The following is a 16,279-nucleotide window of genomic DNA, read 5'->3' as shown; positions in this document are numbered from 1 at the left end:
GTTTTAATTAGCAAAGGCCAACATTAGTTAATCGAGCTCTAAAAATTGGCGTATTTCGGGTAGTTTTTTCATGCCATCTTCATAGCCAATTTGAATTAGGTGCTGAGTGTAGCGTTTTTCAAACAATAAATAGCTGGTTAAACTCGACTGCGAGTGCTTTTTTACCCCAATTGTGCGCAGCAGCAACTTAATTGCCCACGGCATATCGCTGTAGTATTGAGCGGCAATATCGTTAAAGTTTTTTGATGGATTAATAATACAGGTTTCTATTTGTTTCAGCTCTTGATGTTTGTCGCGCGCCGGAAGCAGCCCTAAAGTGCGATTTACACGCTCAAGGCGCTCAAGGTCGGCTTGCATGGTGTCGCTAAATACACTATCGAGTAAATGCCCTGCAACCGCAGAAAGCCCAGGGTAGTGGGGCGAGTAACCCGCTGGGTGCGACTCTTTTGGTTGGTCTACCCCAATAATAAATATTTTTTCAGCCCCTAAATGAATAGATGGGCTAAGCGGTGAAAGCTGGTGAATAGAGCCATCGCCAAAATAGTGGTTAAATACATTAACACTTGGAAACACCATAGGAATGGCGCTTGATGCCATTAAATGCTCAACGTTAATGCGCATAGGGCGACCTTCGCGCTTGGCACGCTGCCAAGGTGTTTGTGTGTTTGACTGAAAAAACGCAACAGAGTCACCAGTTGTATAGCTTGAAGCGGTAATAGAAATCGCTTCTAAATAATTGCGATGTAAATTACGCTCAATGCGGTGCAGGTCTAAAATTTCGTTTAATAAACCGCGCAAAGGGCGGTTATTTAGCAAACTGCCTGGTGGGTGGTTTATGTGCTCAGACTGAAAACTGGTTAAAATATTACGCGCAATATGGCCAAACACACTTAAAAAGTCGCTTTTGTAGACCATAGACGTTGAAAAGTTTTTCCAAACAGACTCAAGCTTACGCACGGCCAAATGCGCACACGAGGCATAACAGGCCAAAGCTGCAGAATTAATCGCGCCTGCAGAAGTGCCGTTAATAATTCTAAATGGCAAAGGCGCGGTGCGAGGCATACTATGAGCAAGCGCTTTAAGCACGCCCACTTGATAAGCAGCGCGAGCGCCACCACCTGTAAGTAATAGGGCTATTTTAGGTTTATGTGGGTCAACTTGCTGGATTTTCATAGTGGTTTTTGAACTGCTTAACGTCTTTTCTTTATTTATCAACTTTAAGTCTTTAAGCTAGAAGAATCAAAGAATAACTGAGTTACTATGGCTCGTTGTTCTAATTAGTAAGTGTAGGTTTATGTTGTAAAGCCTATATTTAAAGTAATAGTGATTACCGATAGTGAATTTTTTCCACTCAGCGTACTCTGAGTAATATGCATTTAAATTTATGGAGTTTGTATGTCAGATAAACCAGAAGCGTCAGATGTTCAAAAACGTCCGCCTAAAAACAATTTTTTATTCGCCGTTATTATTTTAATTATCTTAGTGTGTGCCGCTGCGTTCGTTCTGCTATCGCCCACTGACGAGCCAGAAACTCGCACAGAGGTAGAGCAAACACCTAAAGAGCAACCGGTGATGGAGCTAAAGCCAGAAAACGACCCTGTGGTAGATGCGCCATCAGTTAAGCCTGAAAAGCCAGCTGAGCTAAGCGTACCTGCTCAACGCCCAGCTGAGCCAGAGCCGGTTGTAGAGCCATTACCAACGCTTGATGAAAGCGACACCGTAGTGGTTGCCAAAATGGATGAATACCTAAGCGACTCGGTAATGAGCCTAATGGTAACCGACGATGTAATTCGCCGTGGCGTTGTATTTATAGACAACATAGCCAAAGGCAAAATTGCTAAAAAGCACACGCCAGTGGTTAAACCTGAAGAAGAATTTAGCGTAAGCGAAGGGGACATTTTAACAATTGACCCTAACAGCTACGAGCGCTATACACCGTATGTAAAAGTATTTACGAGCTTGAGCGCCGCCCAAGCTGTGCGTATGTACGAGCAGTACAAGCCATTAATCAACAACGCGTACAGTGAAATTGGTTACGGCGATGATGAATTTAATCAAACGCTAGAAGATGCTATTGAGTTATTACTTGATACACCGGAGCCAGAAGGCGAGTTACCGCTACTGCGAGACTCGGTTACTTATCAGTATGCGTTTTCTGAATGGGAGCAATTACCGGCTGCACAAAAACAGCTGTTACGTATGGGCCCAGAAAACATGAAAAAAGTAAAAGCAGCACTGCGTAAAATTAAAGCCGAGTTAGAGCGTAATTAATAGGCATTAAAGGCTGTTTTTAACCGCGATTGTATATGAAGTATGCAATCGCACTTTCTTTTTTGATTATCCCTTGAATAACACACCAAAAGTAGAGATAATCCTTCCCGCGCCAACCAAGGCCCTCAATGGTAGTCTTATTGGTCCTCTCGCAACACTAGCAGGCGAACCTGGTCAGGCCCGGAAGGGAGCAGCCACAGTTTGTGACGTGTGTGCCGAGATGTGGCTGGTAAGACTGCCACCCAAACTCCTCATTTGGGTGAAAATACATTCCTTTTAAATTATTCCTTAGTGACACCGTTAAATATTTAATATTACGAGTATCGATTTTCCACTATTACCGCTCTACCTCATTTTTACATTCACACTGTTTTTATTATTGCCGTTTACTGCACTAGCAGATGAAACATTCACTATTTATGTAAAAAAATCAAATTACTTATTTAGCAACGCCAAAGCAAAACTCACATCTACTGAGCTTGGCAATAAATTACAGTCACTCAATGTTTCAACAGTAATACTCAATGTAGATTATTGCGCAGCTCCAGAAGCGTTAGCTAATGCCTATTTAGCAATCGCAAATGCTAAGCCTATGCTTAAGGGTATTAAGTTAAATTTAAGTGACAGTCATAAAAAGAGTAAAAACACATAACACGCTTTTTGAGGGCGTTCACAAGTGTAAATTGCCAAATGTTTAGCACGCCCTATAACCTGCCTTCTAAGTGGATGGCTATTTGCACACCTTTCTTTTTAAATTAATTAGTTACCTGCGGCTATTCGCTTTTTGACAGGGGGGATTGTTTATCTGTTCCTGTTTTATTGCTGCTAGACAACCCTTGCCTTGTACGTAATAATGTAAAAATTACATTAATTTTAACATATAAAGTGTTAACAAAGTGCCCCAAGGTTGATTAATGCCGCAAAGAAGTAAGTGGACACTCGCTGTTTTATTAGGGTTATTAGGCGGGTTAGTAAATCTCTCGCCATTGTATTTTTTCGACAGCTCCGAATTTTTGTTTGGGCAATTGTTTGTTTTATGCAGCTTAGTATTTACTGGGCTGCGTTACGCGTGCCTAAGCCTTGCCATTGTTTCTGGTTTTTTACTTTATAGATGGGGCCATTGTTGGCCGAGTATTGTGTATTTACTCGAGCTTTGTTGGCTTTATGCTTTTTGCTTACGCCGCTCTAAACCTATTCTTCCTTTGGGTAGCGTATTTTGGCTATGTATTGGTTTACCCTTCGTATGGGTTATAGGCCAATTTGTTATTGGCTTGGCCTGGTTAACGCTAATAGTGGCTATATCAAAGTACTTAATTAACGCGCTAATAAGCTTGGCGGTGGTTGATTTAGTTAGTGTATTTGTACCTTACGCTAGCCGTGCGTATCAGGGTCGGCCCCTGGCAAAAATTTTAAGCTATGTGGTTAGTGTCATTATTATTTTAGTGGTACTGCTAACCAGTGTAATTTTAGTAAACGATCATCATGCGCGCTTAGAGTATGAAGTAAACGCTCAACTAAAAGAAAAAGCCGAGTCTATTAGCACGCAATTAAATGATTATTTAGCATTTCATAAAAACGCTATTGTTATGAGTAGCGACGCAATAAGTGCGGGCACTGCAAGCGATGTGCAGCTCAAACGATTAATGTCGTTATTTCCAGGCTTTACCACCAGCTTGTATGCAAACCCAGATGGCTTTGTAGAGCTTAGCTCACCCAGCGATTTAATAGAGGGGCTTAGCCTTGCGCAGCGTAGTGTTAAAGACCGAGCATACTTTACTCAAGCTCAGCAGTTCCCTTTGGGCTATACCAGTGGCGTGTTTCAAGGTCGCGGCCTAGGTAACGAAGCCATAGTGGCGCTGTCGGCACCTATATACCGTAACAATACGTTTTATGGTGTGGTAGAGGGCTCGTTAAAGTTAGACCGCTTAGAGCGGTTTATACCTAACTTATTTGAGTACACGGGCGATTTAGTGGTGCTAGATGCGCAGCAAAAAGTGGTATTTAGCTCCCTTGATGAATTTAAAATACTGAGCCATTTTAACGGGGAGGGCTTTAATACCAGTAATTTAGGTGATAAAAACCTATTTCGTTCAACCAAAAACGAGGTGTACCACAGCTCTAGGTACATTGATCCACAAAATCACTGGCAAGTTATTACCTTTTATAATCGTAAGCATTTAAGTATGGCGGTGGCAAAAGCTTGGCTACCCACTATTTTGTTAAGTGCGATATTGATGCTTATGGTGGTTATTTTTATACACCAACTTGCTAATTTATTAGTGCAGCCAATCACTAGCTTAACTACGCTAATGCAAAGCTTTGGCAAAACCAAAACACATAAGTTTAATACAGACTCAAGCTGGCATGAAGTATTGCAGCTACAACAGCAATTTGAATTACTAGCTAATGCGCTGCAGCGTTCAATAGAAAACCTACAAGCCTCTAATATCAGAAACCAAGGGTTAAATACCCAGCTGAGCGAATTTAATCAGCAGCTAGAGGGCAAAGTAGCAGAGCAAACCACCGAGCTTAAAAAAGCGGTAAATAGGGCTAATTTAGCCAATGTTGCTAAGTCGCAATTTTTAGCCAATATGAGCCACGAGCTACGCACCCCTATGAACGGTATTTTAGGCATGGGTGAGGTTTTATTACGCGATAATTCATTAACCGATGAGCAGCGAGAGCTATTAAATACGCAGCAAAAAAGCGCACAAAATTTACTGAAAATTTTAAACGATATTTTAGATTTTTCTAAAATAGAAGCTAACGCTATGGAAATTAGCCCTCGGGCGACTAACCTTGCGCCGTTTATTGCCAATATAAAGTCGTTGTTTTCTCCCATTGTAAGTTCTGATCACGTCGAGTTTATTGTTAGTCAAAGCGACAGGCTGCCAGATTGCGTAAAAGTAGACGACCTACGTTTAAACCAAGTCATTATTAACTTGCTCTCTAATGCGTATAAGTTTACCGAGCGTGGTTTTGTGCGCTTATCGTTTGATTACGAAAACGAGCAACTTTTAATAAGCGTAGCCGATAGCGGCATTGGTATTGAAAAAGATCAGCAGTCGTTGTTATTTAGTGAGTTTACACAAGCTGATGTAGGTGTGGCACGTAAGTATGGTGGCACAGGCTTAGGTTTAGCAATTAGCCAAGGGTTAATTAAAAAAATGCAGGGTGAAATTACCCTCAACAGCGAACCAGGCAAAGGCAGCGTACTTAAATTTTACGTGAGTGCACCTAAAGCACAGTCCAACAAACCAGAGCCCGTTAAACAGCCGAAGTCGTTGCCTAATTTAAGCGATAAAACACTTTTACTGGTTGAAGATAACCCCATTAACCGCCAAGTAATTGCAAAAATGCTAGAGCCTACAAAGGTTAACTTAGTGATGGCAACCGATGGCATAGAAGCGCTAAAAGTACTTGAAGGAAATCGCTTTGATTTAATTTTAATGGATTGCCAAATGCCTAATATGGATGGCTACGAGTGCACCCAAACAATACGGGCTAACGAGGTAAACACAAAGGCACATGTGCCCATTGTTGCTATTACCGCAAACGCCTATGAAGATGATAAGCAGCGCTGTTTGAGTGTAGGCATGGATGACTTTGTATCTAAACCGGTAAATACACAAGGGTTGTACGAAGTAATCGCGAGGGTGATAAACGCCCATTAGTGCAGCGTTTATCACCATAACAAACTTTAAATAAAATCGAGGGTGAGCAACAAGCGTTGCTCGTTTGCAGCCACCGGTGGCGAGCGATGTACAAGCCCTGCGCCTTCGTTTTCATCCCAGTACTCGCCTTTAAGTAGCGCAACATCGCCTTGCTGGAGTTGATTAATATTATTTAGGCTTTTAAATAAGCCAGACTCTTCATCGGGCTTACCTAAATTACCAGTTCCAAGCTTTGAGCGGTCTACATCGCTGTGATTTAACCACTGCGTTGCAACGCCTTGGTAAGTTGTCACTAATCGGCACGGAATTTTGTCTACATGAAAACGCGGGCACATAGGTTTATCTAATATTTTTAGCCTTAAACCGGCGCGTTTTAAATCAAATAGGCAGCAAAACATTTCAACTAATAATGCTATGTCTTCACACAGCGCATCAGTTTCATCGCGGTTATTATCATCTGGTTTAAGTGCAGTAACTAACTTATCAAACGCATCATCGGGTGATACCGCAAGCTCAAGTGGTTTTATGGCATTAGTGCTAATGAGTGTTTTAACGGCATTTGTTAATGCTTGTTCAAGGTTTCTTTGCCAAATAACGATGTTAGTGTTTTGGTCATAAATGTGTGGCAATACATTGGCGTTACTTTCTTTGGCTGCTCTTCGGTGGAGTTGCTCAGTGGGTTTTATTTGTGCCGTTATTGGAGCTAGGGCATTCATTACACTTCCTCCCAAATAGGAAACGGGTCGTTATAGGTTTTCCAAAAAACTTTACCTTTAAGCACAGCTTCTTCTGGTAGTAGGCAGTCATCAAGCGCCTCAATCATGGCTTGTTTATTTAACGACTGACCAATAAATACAAGTTCTTGACGCATATCACCAAAGGGCTCTATCCATTTACTGTTTATATCAGCAAGTAGCTCGGGCTCTGTGGGCCAGTCTTTTTTAGGAATTGCTTTATAAAACATGCCAGCAAACCCGTAATGAGCTATACCGCCGGCTTGGCTCCACTGCGCGCAAAATAAAGGGCGCGTTGCGAGCCAAAAATACCCTTTAGAGCGAATGAGCTTGCCAAATTGCTCGGTGTTGTGCAAAAAGTGATAAAACTTTTCAGGGTTAAATGGGCGGCGCGCCGTATAATTAAAGCTGCTAATACCATACTCTTCGGTCTCGGGAATGTGTTCACCACGCATTTCTTTAAGCCAACCCGGCGCTTGTTGGGCGCGTGCAAAATTAAATAAGCCCGTGTTGAGCACTTCGTTAATATTAATATTGCCGTTTGATATAGGAATCATTTTAGCTTGAGTATTAAGCGTATTTAAAATGGCAATAAGCTTATTGAGCTGTTCATTGGTGACTAAATCAGTTTTGCTAATTAAAATAACGTCCGCAAATTCAACTTGATCAACAAGTAGGTCAGCCACGCTTCGCTCGTCGTCTTCTCCTAACGATTCGCCAGTATCTTGTAAATCGTTTGCTTGTTCGTAGTCGGTTAAAAAGTTAACCGCATCAACCACGGTTACCATGGTATCGAGGGTGGCAACATCACCAAGAGAAACACCGTTTTCGTCGGCAAAGGTAAATGTTTCGGCAACCGGTAGAGGTTCTGAAATGCCTGTTGATTCAATGACGAGATAATCAAAACGGCCATCTTTGGCAAGTTTACCCACTTCAACAAGTAAATCTTCTCGTAGTGTGCAGCAAATACAGCCGTTGCTCATTTCGACGAGTTTTTCGTTGCTGTGATTGAGCGACACATCGCTTTTAATTGTGGCTGCATCTATGTTTATGTCGCTCATATCGTTGACAATGACAGCCACTTTTTTTCCTTGTCGGTTATTAAGAATATGGCTAAGTACGGTTGTTTTACCAGCGCCTAAAAAGCCTGATAACACTGTGACGGGCAGTTTATTGATCATTTAATTTTACTTACTAATAGGTATTTATTGGTATGTTATATTGTATCAATTAAATTTTCTAGCACTAGCATGACTTTTTAAATGGTTTGTATGTAATGCTTAGCAGAAGAATAAGTAGACACTTTTGCAAATACAACAAAGCTATTTTGTGTTTTTTGCTATTTTTGAATTTATATAGCTGCGCTATTATGAGCGCCATCAAACTTAGGAGGCATTATGACGTTACTTTTCTCACCCATAGAACTTGCAGGTAAAACTTTAAAAAACCGTATTGTTATGCCACCAATGACTCGCTCGCGCTCAACGCAGCCTGGCGACATTGCCAATGATTTAATGGCCACTTATTACGCGCAGCGAGCAAGTGCTGGGTTAATAGTAAGCGAAGGCACACAAATAAGTGAGCTGGGTAAAGGCTATGCCTGGACACCAGGTATTTACACAAACGAGCAAGTCGCAGGTTGGCGCACGGTGACCAACAAAGTGCACGATGCTGGTGGCGTTATGTTTGCGCAGCTTTGGCATTTAGGGCGCGTAACACACAGCGATAACACAGGAGGTGTGCAGCCTATATCGGCATCGGCCATTGCTGCAAAAGACGTAAAAGTATTTGTAGATACTAACGGCGAGCCTGGCTTTGTTGAGACTCAGTTACCGCGTGAAATGAGCAAGCAAGATATTGAAAATGTACTAGGCGAATTTCGCCAAGCGGCTAAGAATGCAGTAGACGCAGGCTTTGACGGCATAGAGCTACACGCCGCTAACGGGTATTTAATTAACCAATTTTTAGACTCGCAATCAAATGCCCGTACTGATGAATATGGCGGCAGTGTGCAAAATCGTTTGCGTTTTTTAACAGAGGTCGTAAATGCAGTAAGCGATGAAATTGGTAGTCAAAAAGTAGGTGTAAGACTTGCGCCACTTACCACGCTTAACGGCACGGTTGATGATAACCCAGAGCAAACATATTTAGCCGTTGCTCAAGCACTAAACGACGCTGGCGTGGGCTACATGCACATTGCTGAAGCCGACTGGGATGATGCCCCTTTAATGAGTGTTGAGTTTAAACAGGCTATTCGTAAAGCGTACAGCGGCGTATTAATTTATGCAGGTAAGTACACTAAAGAGCGTGCTGATGAAGCCCTAACACAAGGCTGGGCCGACATGATTGGCTTTGGTCGCCCGTTTGTGTCTAACCCAGATTTACCGGCACGTTTAAAGCAAGGTAAACCGCTAAATAGCCACAACCCCGACACCTTATTTGGTGGCGCAGAGCAAGGCTATACCGATTACCCAACCGCTTAATTATTTATAAATAAAGTATTTTAAGGGCTGCATGTATGCAGCCCTTTTTTATGCTGGTAAATCAATACTTTTAACTTGAGCTAATACCAATTCTCAAAATAGATCACTTAATTAAGCGGATTGATATAAAAATAAAAAGCGCGTAAGTTAAATAGCTTACCCATTTTAAAAACATAAAAATAAAAATGAAAACCAAAGAGATAGAGCAACTCGCGTTATCAGACTCTGAGACCAAAGACGTGATCACCCCGTATGCCTTTAAAATAGACCAAGCGTTATTAGGTATTCCATTAGCGAGCCCAATTAAACGTGCATTGGCGATGACTATTGATGTCACTTTAATATTTATGGCCGCTAAGCTAAGCGCCACTTTAATTGCCTTTGTGGCTGCCATGGCTTTTTATAAAGGCACTGCGCAGCAATATCTTCCAAAAATGTCGTCGTTTTGGCGCAGAGCCTTAAAGCTTTTTGCCGCGAGTTTTTTATTTGTAAGTTCATTAACCGTACTCTCGTTAGCAATTGATTTTTTTGAAGGCGATACCGTTATTCAAACACCTCAACTAGAAAAAACACAGCAAAACGATGAGCTAAGCGAGCATGATAAAGCAATAATACGCACCTATTTAACGCAAACAGACGACGATAAAAACTGTGATGATGCTTGCCAAAGCGTTGCTCGAGCTAATTTAGTTGGCCAATTACCAGCGCTTGCTGAAATGCAAAACGTAGGAGGGATTGAAGTTACGCGCTCATTATTGCACTTAATGGCTATAGCTGATGATGAGCCCGTTGCGGCAGATGATTTTAAAAATAATGAGACAGAGCTTGAAAGCATTTCGGGCGAAGTAACTCATAAAAGCAATATCACTGAAAAAGCTGAAACTAAAAGCGAGCAAACCAAACCTGTCACCAGCATTTTGCAGTGGGGTAAAGGCATTATTCAAGACCTAGGCCTTGGTTTTGGTTGGGCGGCCGTATACTTTACGTTGTTCTCATTATTATGGCGCGGGCAAACCCCTGGTAAAAAAGTATGTAATATTCGGGTGGTCTCACTAAATGGCGAACCACTAGGTATGCTTGATTGTTTTGGCAGATACGGTGGATACGGCGCCGGTTTCGCCACGGGTTTATTAGGCTTTTTACAAGTGTACTGGGACCCAAACAGGCAAGCCATTCAAGATAAAATATCAGCGACGGTGGTTATCAAAGGTAACTTGATTCAACGCGTGAATGTTGAAACTGTTGTAGATGCAGTGGAAGGTTAGTTTTTGATTAGATAAAGTTAAGCCTGATCCTACAATTGAAAACTATCATTATCACTAGAGATTAGTGTATTATTCAACTGGTTTCGACCCAAAATGTCTGAAGTTGTTACCGCTTTAGATTAGGAACTCTGGGTAGGATATGCCTGTGTGAACTTTATCAGATTGCTTCCAATTATCTGATTGGCTCTAAGTGCGCAAAGTGATTGGGTTGAAGCCGTTACTTATTACATGGATGTTATATGACAAAATTAATGGACTTTTTATCGTTTCATTCAAATGCATTTGAGCCAACTAAAAGTTCTAAAAATGCAGGGTATACATGGATAAACCCTTCACTTACCCCACACTTAACTAGAGAACTCGATTTTGTACAGAGGCAGTTTCTAGGCTTACAATCAGACAATGATGTTGCTAACATATTAGAGATTCCAGTAGGTCAACTTTTGTATATATTATATTCTCAAAAAGATACTTACGTAAATTTCACTGTCAAAAAGAAGTCCGGAGAAAATCGAAATATTGAAAGTCCATGCTCTTCTATTAAAATTTTACAAGATAAAGTCAGGCCCTTAATTGAAGCTCATTATCGAGTTAAGAAACCAGTTCATGGCTTTGTCGGAAATGGGAAGGGTATTATTTCTAATGCAGAGCAGCATAAAAAAAAGACATATGTTTTAAATATTGATTTAAAAGATTTTTTCCACTCAGTTAACTTTGGACGAGTCCAAGGGATATTTAAAAACATTCCTTTTAATATGGGTACACCAGCTGCTACGGTTTTAGCCCAACTTTGCACCCATAAAAGAAGGTTACCGCAAGGGGCATCTACTTCTCCAGTTCTTTCAAATTTAGCATCCACTACTTTAGATAAAAAGCTAACAAAAATAGCTAAAAAATTCTATTTAACCTACACAAGATATGCTGATGATATTACCTTTTCTAGTAATGAACCGTTCTCACAAGCTCTCTTAGAAAAAGATAAGTTAGATGATGGTCAATATATTTATAGGGTCGGGAATGTTTTAGAGGCGGCTGTAATTAGCTCTGGCTTTTCGATTAACCATAAAAAAACTAGATTGCAGCATAAATCCCAAAGGCAAGAGGTAACCGGATTAGTTGTAAATAAGGGGGTTAATATAAACCGAAAGTTCATTCGTAAGACCAGAGCAATGATAAACGAATGGGATAAAAATCTAATTGAAGCTGAAAAACGCTTTATCAAAGTGCGATATCATGCACAAGAAACTGAAATTGATATGAGTAAACTAGATGGGTCTATATATAAAAGAGCTGTCTATGGTAACTTAAGCTTTATAAGAATGGTCAGAGGTGAGGATCACTCCCCGTACTTAACATTATGTAAAAAGGTTTTGGAACTTGATCACAATCCACCTGCATTTATCAATAAATTAAAAGGTATATTCGAAATGTATGATGTTTTTATTTGCCATGCGAGTGAAGATAAAGAAAGTGTGGCTTTGCCTTTATATGAATCTCTTGAAAAGCGTAATATAAATGCATTTATAGACTGTTTCGCAATTAATTGGGGGGATTCTCTCGTAGCAAAAATTAATACAGCACTTCAAAAGTCTAAATATGTTATTGCGATAATATCAGAGGATTCAGTAAAAAAATCTTGGCCAATGAAAGAACTTAATGCTGTTTTATCTGCAGAGATAGCAGCAGATAAAACAAGGCTATTACCTCTCATGGTTGGAGATGGTGAAGCTTTAGTTAGGCAACTACCTCTTTTAGCAGATAAACTTTTTGTTGGATATAAAGATAATATTGAAGAAATTACAGATATGATTGAGTCATTATTAACAGAGAAATAAATTTACAGTGATTCTAGTAAGAATAAACGCATTGGAATCACTGTAAGATAAAAAGTTTATTTCCTTAACCTAACCCCAATTCCACCAATTATCAACAACACCACAAATCCCCATACAAACACATTGCCGTATTGGCTGTACACGCTGTCGCCTTGTATAAGATTTATATCGGCTTTCATGGTCGCAGCTTCAAACTGTGGCATGGTTTGTTGTGTGTGGCTTATTGGGTCGTATACGGCGCTTACGCCATTGTTGGTAACACGTACCAGCGGGCGTTGTAACTCTAATGCGCGCATGCGGGCTATTTGCATGTGTTGTAATGGCCCAATGGAATCGCCAAACCAGGCATCGTTACTTACGGTAAACAGCAAGTCAGAGTTGCTTTGGTAATTACCGCGCACTAAATCGGCAAATACTATTTCGTAGCAAATGGCAGGTAGCAGATTAAATCCATTGGCGCGTAAGTTGTTTTGCACTCTATCGCCACGGGTAAACGATGACATAGGTAAATCAAACAATGGCGCTATAGGGCGCAGTATATCCTGAAATGGTACAAATTCGCCGATAGGTAACAACTGGTGCTTACGGTAGCGGTTTTTGTCTAGGTAGCGGTAATGGCCGTGCTCGTCGTTGTGCTCTTTATTACCTACCACAATAAGGGTGTTGTAAATGGTTTTGGTGTCGAGCTGGTAGTCAACAATACCGGTAACTAACGCGGTTTTATTAAACGACGCCGCGCTGTCTAAGTTGGCTAAGTACGTGTCGGCAAGGGCTTCTATTTCGGGCACGGCGGCTTCGGGCCATACCACTAGGTCGGCATCCCAATGTGGGCGTGTTAGGTCTTGGTACTTGCTCATGGTGGTCCAAAACTCACTGGGTTCAAAGCGCAGGTGTTGTTTAATATTACCTTGCACCAATAAGGTCGACATTTCTTTGCCAGAGTAGCGATTATTACCTGAATTTAATGCGCCAATAACAAGTAACGCTAAAGCGGCTGCGCTTATTAATGGGGTTTTAAAATCTTTTTGGGTGAGCCTGTAAAGGGCAAAACCAATGCCAACACAGGTAAGCGTTAAGCCAAATTCGCCAATATAAGGGGCAAGTAGCCTAAGCGGGCCATCTGTTTGTGTATAGCCAAAACTTAGCCATGGAAAGCCGGTCAGTAAGTGTCCACGTAAGTATTCACTAATGGCTATGCTGGCAATTAGAAGTGCCCCCATGCTTTTAGGGCCACTTGCAAAGCGAGTTGCAGCCCAAAACGCGAGTGCTGGAAACAGGGCTAAATATGAGCACAGTAAAGCCATTAACGAGAGCGATGCTATAAGCGGCATGCCGCCAAAGGTGGCAATAGATACGTGCACCCAGCTAATACCCGCGCCAAACCAGCCTAAGCCAAATATAAAGCCATATTTAGCAGCGCTTTTTGCGTGCGCTTTGCCTGTGTTGTTTGGGTTAATACAAAAAATAATGGCGGCAATGCTAAAAAATGCGATGGGCCAAATTTGGTAAGGGGCGTAGCCAAAAGTTAAAATAAGGCCCGCAACCAGTGCGAGCCATGCTTTTTTATCTTTTACTAACAGGGTGAGTTTAGTTAGTAGTTTCTTCACTGTCGTTTTCATCAACCTTAGGAACGGTGACTTGCAGTTGTAAAATACGACGGTTATCAGAATTAGTTACTTTAAACTGATAGTCGTCTATTTCAATTGTTTCGCCGCGACTTGGCATATGGCCAAATGCGTGTAGTACCGTGCCGCCAATGGTATCGGCTTCATCGGTGCTGTAACCTGTTTTAAAGTACTCGTTAAAGTCATCTACAGGGGTGAGCGCTTGTACTACGTATACATGCTTAGCAAGTTGGCGAATATCTTGTTGATCTTCTTCTTCGTCGTGTTCATCTTCGATTTCGCCGACGATTATTTCAAGAATATCTTCAATGGTGACAAGGCCCGATACACCGCCGTATTCGTCAATGACAATAGCCATGTGGTAGCGTTGTTGACGAAATTCATTTAGTAGGGTGTCTACGCGCTTGCTTTCTGGCACTACCATGGCTGGGCGTAAATATTCGCGCAGTGAGGGTAGGTGCTCATCTTTATTTAAAATAAGCGGCAGCAAGTCTTTTGCGAGCAAAATACCTTCAACGTGATCTTTGTCTTCACACACCACCGGAAAACGCGAGTGGGTGGAGTCGACCATCATGGGGATCAAATCTTCAAGGGGGCTGTCGACCTCAAGTGTGACCATTTGTGAGCGCGGGATCATTATATCGCGCACTTTAAGCTTGGATACACCAAGCACACCTTCGATCATTTCTTTGGTTTCTGGGTCGATTACGTCACGCTCTTGCGCGTCGGCAATTACTTCAACCAGCTCTTCTCTATTCTGGGGTTCCCCTTGCAACATTTGGGCTATGCGGCCCATCCACGTTTTGCCAGAAGAACCCTGGCTAGATTGCGAGTTATCGTCGCTCATTGCGTCTAAATGCTCCGTTAAATTAAATTTCGTCCCGGTATGGGTCAGCTATGTTTAGCTCTGCAAGTAATTGCTTTTCTATGCTTTCCATCTCAAAAGCGTCTTCACTCTTTATATGGTCAAATCCAAGTAAATGCAAGCATCCATGAATAACCATATGGGCAAAGTGGTCATGAAATGACTTTTCTTGCTCGATTGCCTCGGCCAATACAATGGCTGGGCAAATTATTAAATCACCTACTAATGGCAAATCAATGCCTGGCGGTGCTTTAAATTCGAACGACAACACGTTGGTTGGTTTATTTTTACCACGGTAGTCGTTGTTTAATTGTTGTGATTGGGCTTCATCGCTTATAACGATGCTCAGCTCAGATTCATCACGAAACTTGCTCAGGGCTTTATCGGCCCACAGTGCAAATTGTTCTTCGCTTGGGAGGTTGTCAAACTCACACGCTATTTGTAAATCTAATTCGGTGCTCACGGTATTACTCTTTAGTTGAAGGCGGCTGTTGAGCGGCAAGTTGCTCTTTGGCTTTTTGTTTTTCTATACGCTTTAGTCGCTCGCTTTCGTCATTGCGCTCGTAGGCTTCGACAATACGACCAACAACAGGGTGGCGAACAATGTCGTGCGATTGGAAAAAGTTAAAGCTAATTTCTTCAACATCGCTAAGTACTTCTATTGCATGACGAAGGCCTGAGCGCGCACCGCGTGGTAAATCAACTTGTGTTATATCGCCCGTTATTACTGCTTTAGAGTTAAAGCCTATACGGGTTAAAAACATTTTCATTTGCTCGGCGGTGGTATTTTGGCTTTCATCTAAAATAATAAACGCATCATTTAGTGTACGGCCACGCATGTAAGCAAGTGGGGCAATTTCAATAATGTGTTTTTCAATAAGCTTTTCTACTTTTTCAAAGCCAAGCATTTCAAATAGCGCGTCGTAAAGAGGGCGCAGGTATGGGTCTACCTTTTGGCTTAAATCGCCTGGTAAAAAACCCAGTTTTTCGCCGGCTTCTACCGCTGGGCGGGTAAGTAATATACGACGAATTTCTTGGCGCTCTAAGGCATCTACTGCGGCTGCAACTGCTAGGTAGGTTTTACCTGTACCGGCAGGGCCAATACCAAAGGTAATGTCGTGATGCAAAATATTAGCAACATACAAACCTTGGTTGTCATTACGCGGTTTAATTACGCCACGGCGGGTTTTAATAAACATTTCTTTGCCGTACGCACTTTGCGGCACTTCTTGTTCTAGGGCTTTTGATTCGGTAATGGCTAAATGTACGTTGTCGGGCTCTATTTCACCAATTTCGCCACGAACAGGTTGAGTATCAACATAAAGGTTTTTTAAAATTTCTACGGCCGCGGCACTTGAGTGCAGTTTACCTGTTACTTTAAAAAAGTTGTCGCGGTGGATTATTTCAACACCTAGGCGGCGTTCAATTTGTTTGATGTTTTCGTCAAACGGGCCACATAAAGAAGAAAGGCGTTTGTTGTCGGCAGGTTCTAAATAAATCTCTAATGTTTTTAACTGATTACTCAAA

13 protein-coding genes and 1 other RNA gene are annotated in these 16,279 nt (G+C 41.7%); 7 read left to right on the top strand and 7 right to left on the bottom strand.

From position 1 onward, the window contains the following. Nucleotides 1–27 precede the first annotated feature (27 nt). Complete coding sequence (locus tag PSH54_RS11900; protein ID WP_004586945.1) at nucleotides 28–1,173, bottom strand: patatin-like phospholipase family protein; 1,146 nt, start codon at nucleotides 1,171–1,173, stop codon at nucleotides 28–30. Nucleotides 1,174–1,395: 222 nt separating this feature from the next. On the opposite strand from PSH54_RS11900, the gene PSH54_RS11895 reads away from it, so the two are divergent. The 4 genes from PSH54_RS11895 (at nucleotide 1,396) to PSH54_RS11880 (ending at nucleotide 5,945) form a co-directional block, all read left to right on the top strand. Continuing rightward, on the top strand, nucleotides 1,396–2,271 hold the full coding sequence (locus tag PSH54_RS11895) for a DUF3014 domain-containing protein (protein WP_273606221.1): 876 nt from the start codon (nucleotides 1,396–1,398) through the stop codon (nucleotides 2,269–2,271). A 138-nt stretch (nucleotides 2,272–2,409) separates the two neighbouring features. Next, an RNA gene (ffs, locus tag PSH54_RS11890) (signal recognition particle sRNA small type) lies at nucleotides 2,410–2,506 on the top strand. A gap of 144 nt (nucleotides 2,507–2,650) precedes the next feature. Beyond that, on the top strand, nucleotides 2,651–2,923 hold the full coding sequence (locus tag PSH54_RS11885) for a hypothetical protein (RefSeq protein WP_273606220.1): 273 nt from the start codon (nucleotides 2,651–2,653) through the stop codon (nucleotides 2,921–2,923). A gap of 262 nt (nucleotides 2,924–3,185) precedes the next feature. After that, on the top strand, nucleotides 3,186–5,945 hold the full coding sequence (locus PSH54_RS11880) for a response regulator (protein ID WP_273606219.1): 2,760 nt from the start codon (nucleotides 3,186–3,188) through the stop codon (nucleotides 5,943–5,945). Between the two features lie 26 nt (nucleotides 5,946–5,971). On the opposite strand, the gene PSH54_RS11875 is transcribed toward PSH54_RS11880, so the two are convergent. Both PSH54_RS11875 and zigA read right to left on the bottom strand, forming a co-directional pair. Then, nucleotides 5,972–6,661: a DUF1826 domain-containing protein gene (locus PSH54_RS11875; protein ID WP_273606218.1), complete on the bottom strand. Its 690-nt coding sequence runs from the start codon at nucleotides 6,659–6,661 to the stop codon at nucleotides 5,972–5,974. Continuing rightward, nucleotides 6,661–7,860: a zinc metallochaperone GTPase ZigA gene (gene zigA, locus PSH54_RS11870; RefSeq protein ID WP_273606217.1), complete on the bottom strand. Its 1,200-nt coding sequence runs from the start codon at nucleotides 7,858–7,860 to the stop codon at nucleotides 6,661–6,663. The genes PSH54_RS11875 and zigA overlap by 1 nt, the downstream gene beginning before the upstream one ends. A 216-nt stretch (nucleotides 7,861–8,076) precedes the next feature. Here zigA and PSH54_RS11865 point away from each other — a divergent pair, with 216 nt between their 5' ends. From PSH54_RS11865 to PSH54_RS11855, 3 genes are all read left to right on the top strand, one after another. Then, on the top strand, nucleotides 8,077–9,162 hold the full coding sequence (locus PSH54_RS11865) for an alkene reductase (RefSeq protein ID WP_273606216.1): 1,086 nt from the start codon (nucleotides 8,077–8,079) through the stop codon (nucleotides 9,160–9,162). Between the two features lie 185 nt (nucleotides 9,163–9,347). Beyond that, nucleotides 9,348–10,427 (top strand): RDD family protein, encoded by a 1,080-nt coding sequence (locus tag PSH54_RS11860; RefSeq protein ID WP_273606215.1) that lies wholly within the window; start codon nucleotides 9,348–9,350, stop codon nucleotides 10,425–10,427. Between the two features lie 239 nt (nucleotides 10,428–10,666). Next, nucleotides 10,667–12,262 (top strand): TIR domain-containing anti-phage reverse transcriptase, encoded by a 1,596-nt coding sequence (locus PSH54_RS11855; RefSeq protein ID WP_121637735.1) that lies wholly within the window; start codon nucleotides 10,667–10,669, stop codon nucleotides 12,260–12,262. A 56-nt stretch (nucleotides 12,263–12,318) separates the two neighbouring features. Here the strand turns inward: PSH54_RS11855 and lnt are convergent, their stop codons facing one another. Genes lnt through PSH54_RS11835 form a run of 4 tightly spaced genes read right to left on the bottom strand, consistent with a single transcriptional unit; the run spans nucleotide 12,319 to nucleotide 16,278 of the window. Next, a complete protein-coding gene (lnt, locus tag PSH54_RS11850; protein WP_273606214.1) occupies nucleotides 12,319–13,869 on the bottom strand; it encodes an apolipoprotein N-acyltransferase in 1,551 nt (516 codons plus the stop codon). Next, nucleotides 13,850–14,734, bottom strand: a complete 885-nt coding sequence (gene corC / locus PSH54_RS11845; RefSeq protein WP_004589463.1) for a CNNM family magnesium/cobalt transport protein CorC — start codon at nucleotides 14,732–14,734, stop codon at nucleotides 13,850–13,852. Before corC ends, lnt begins: the two co-directional genes overlap by 20 nt. Before the next feature lie 22 nt (nucleotides 14,735–14,756). Continuing rightward, nucleotides 14,757–15,215, bottom strand: a complete 459-nt coding sequence (gene ybeY, locus PSH54_RS11840) for an rRNA maturation RNase YbeY (RefSeq protein ID WP_273606213.1) — start codon at nucleotides 15,213–15,215, stop codon at nucleotides 14,757–14,759. A 4-nt stretch (nucleotides 15,216–15,219) separates the two neighbouring features. Beyond that, nucleotides 15,220–16,278, bottom strand: coding sequence for a PhoH family protein (locus PSH54_RS11835; protein ID WP_055253090.1), 1,059 nt, complete (start codon nucleotides 16,276–16,278; stop codon nucleotides 15,220–15,222). Nucleotide 16,279: the final 1 nt, after the last annotated feature.

This window comes from Pseudoalteromonas sp. Angola-30 (assembly GCF_028599215.1).
Classification (GTDB): domain Bacteria; phylum Pseudomonadota; class Gammaproteobacteria; order Enterobacterales; family Alteromonadaceae; genus Pseudoalteromonas; species Pseudoalteromonas atlantica.
Note: the sequence above shows the minus strand (reverse complement) of the source record. Positions and strands in the feature narration are given on the sequence as shown.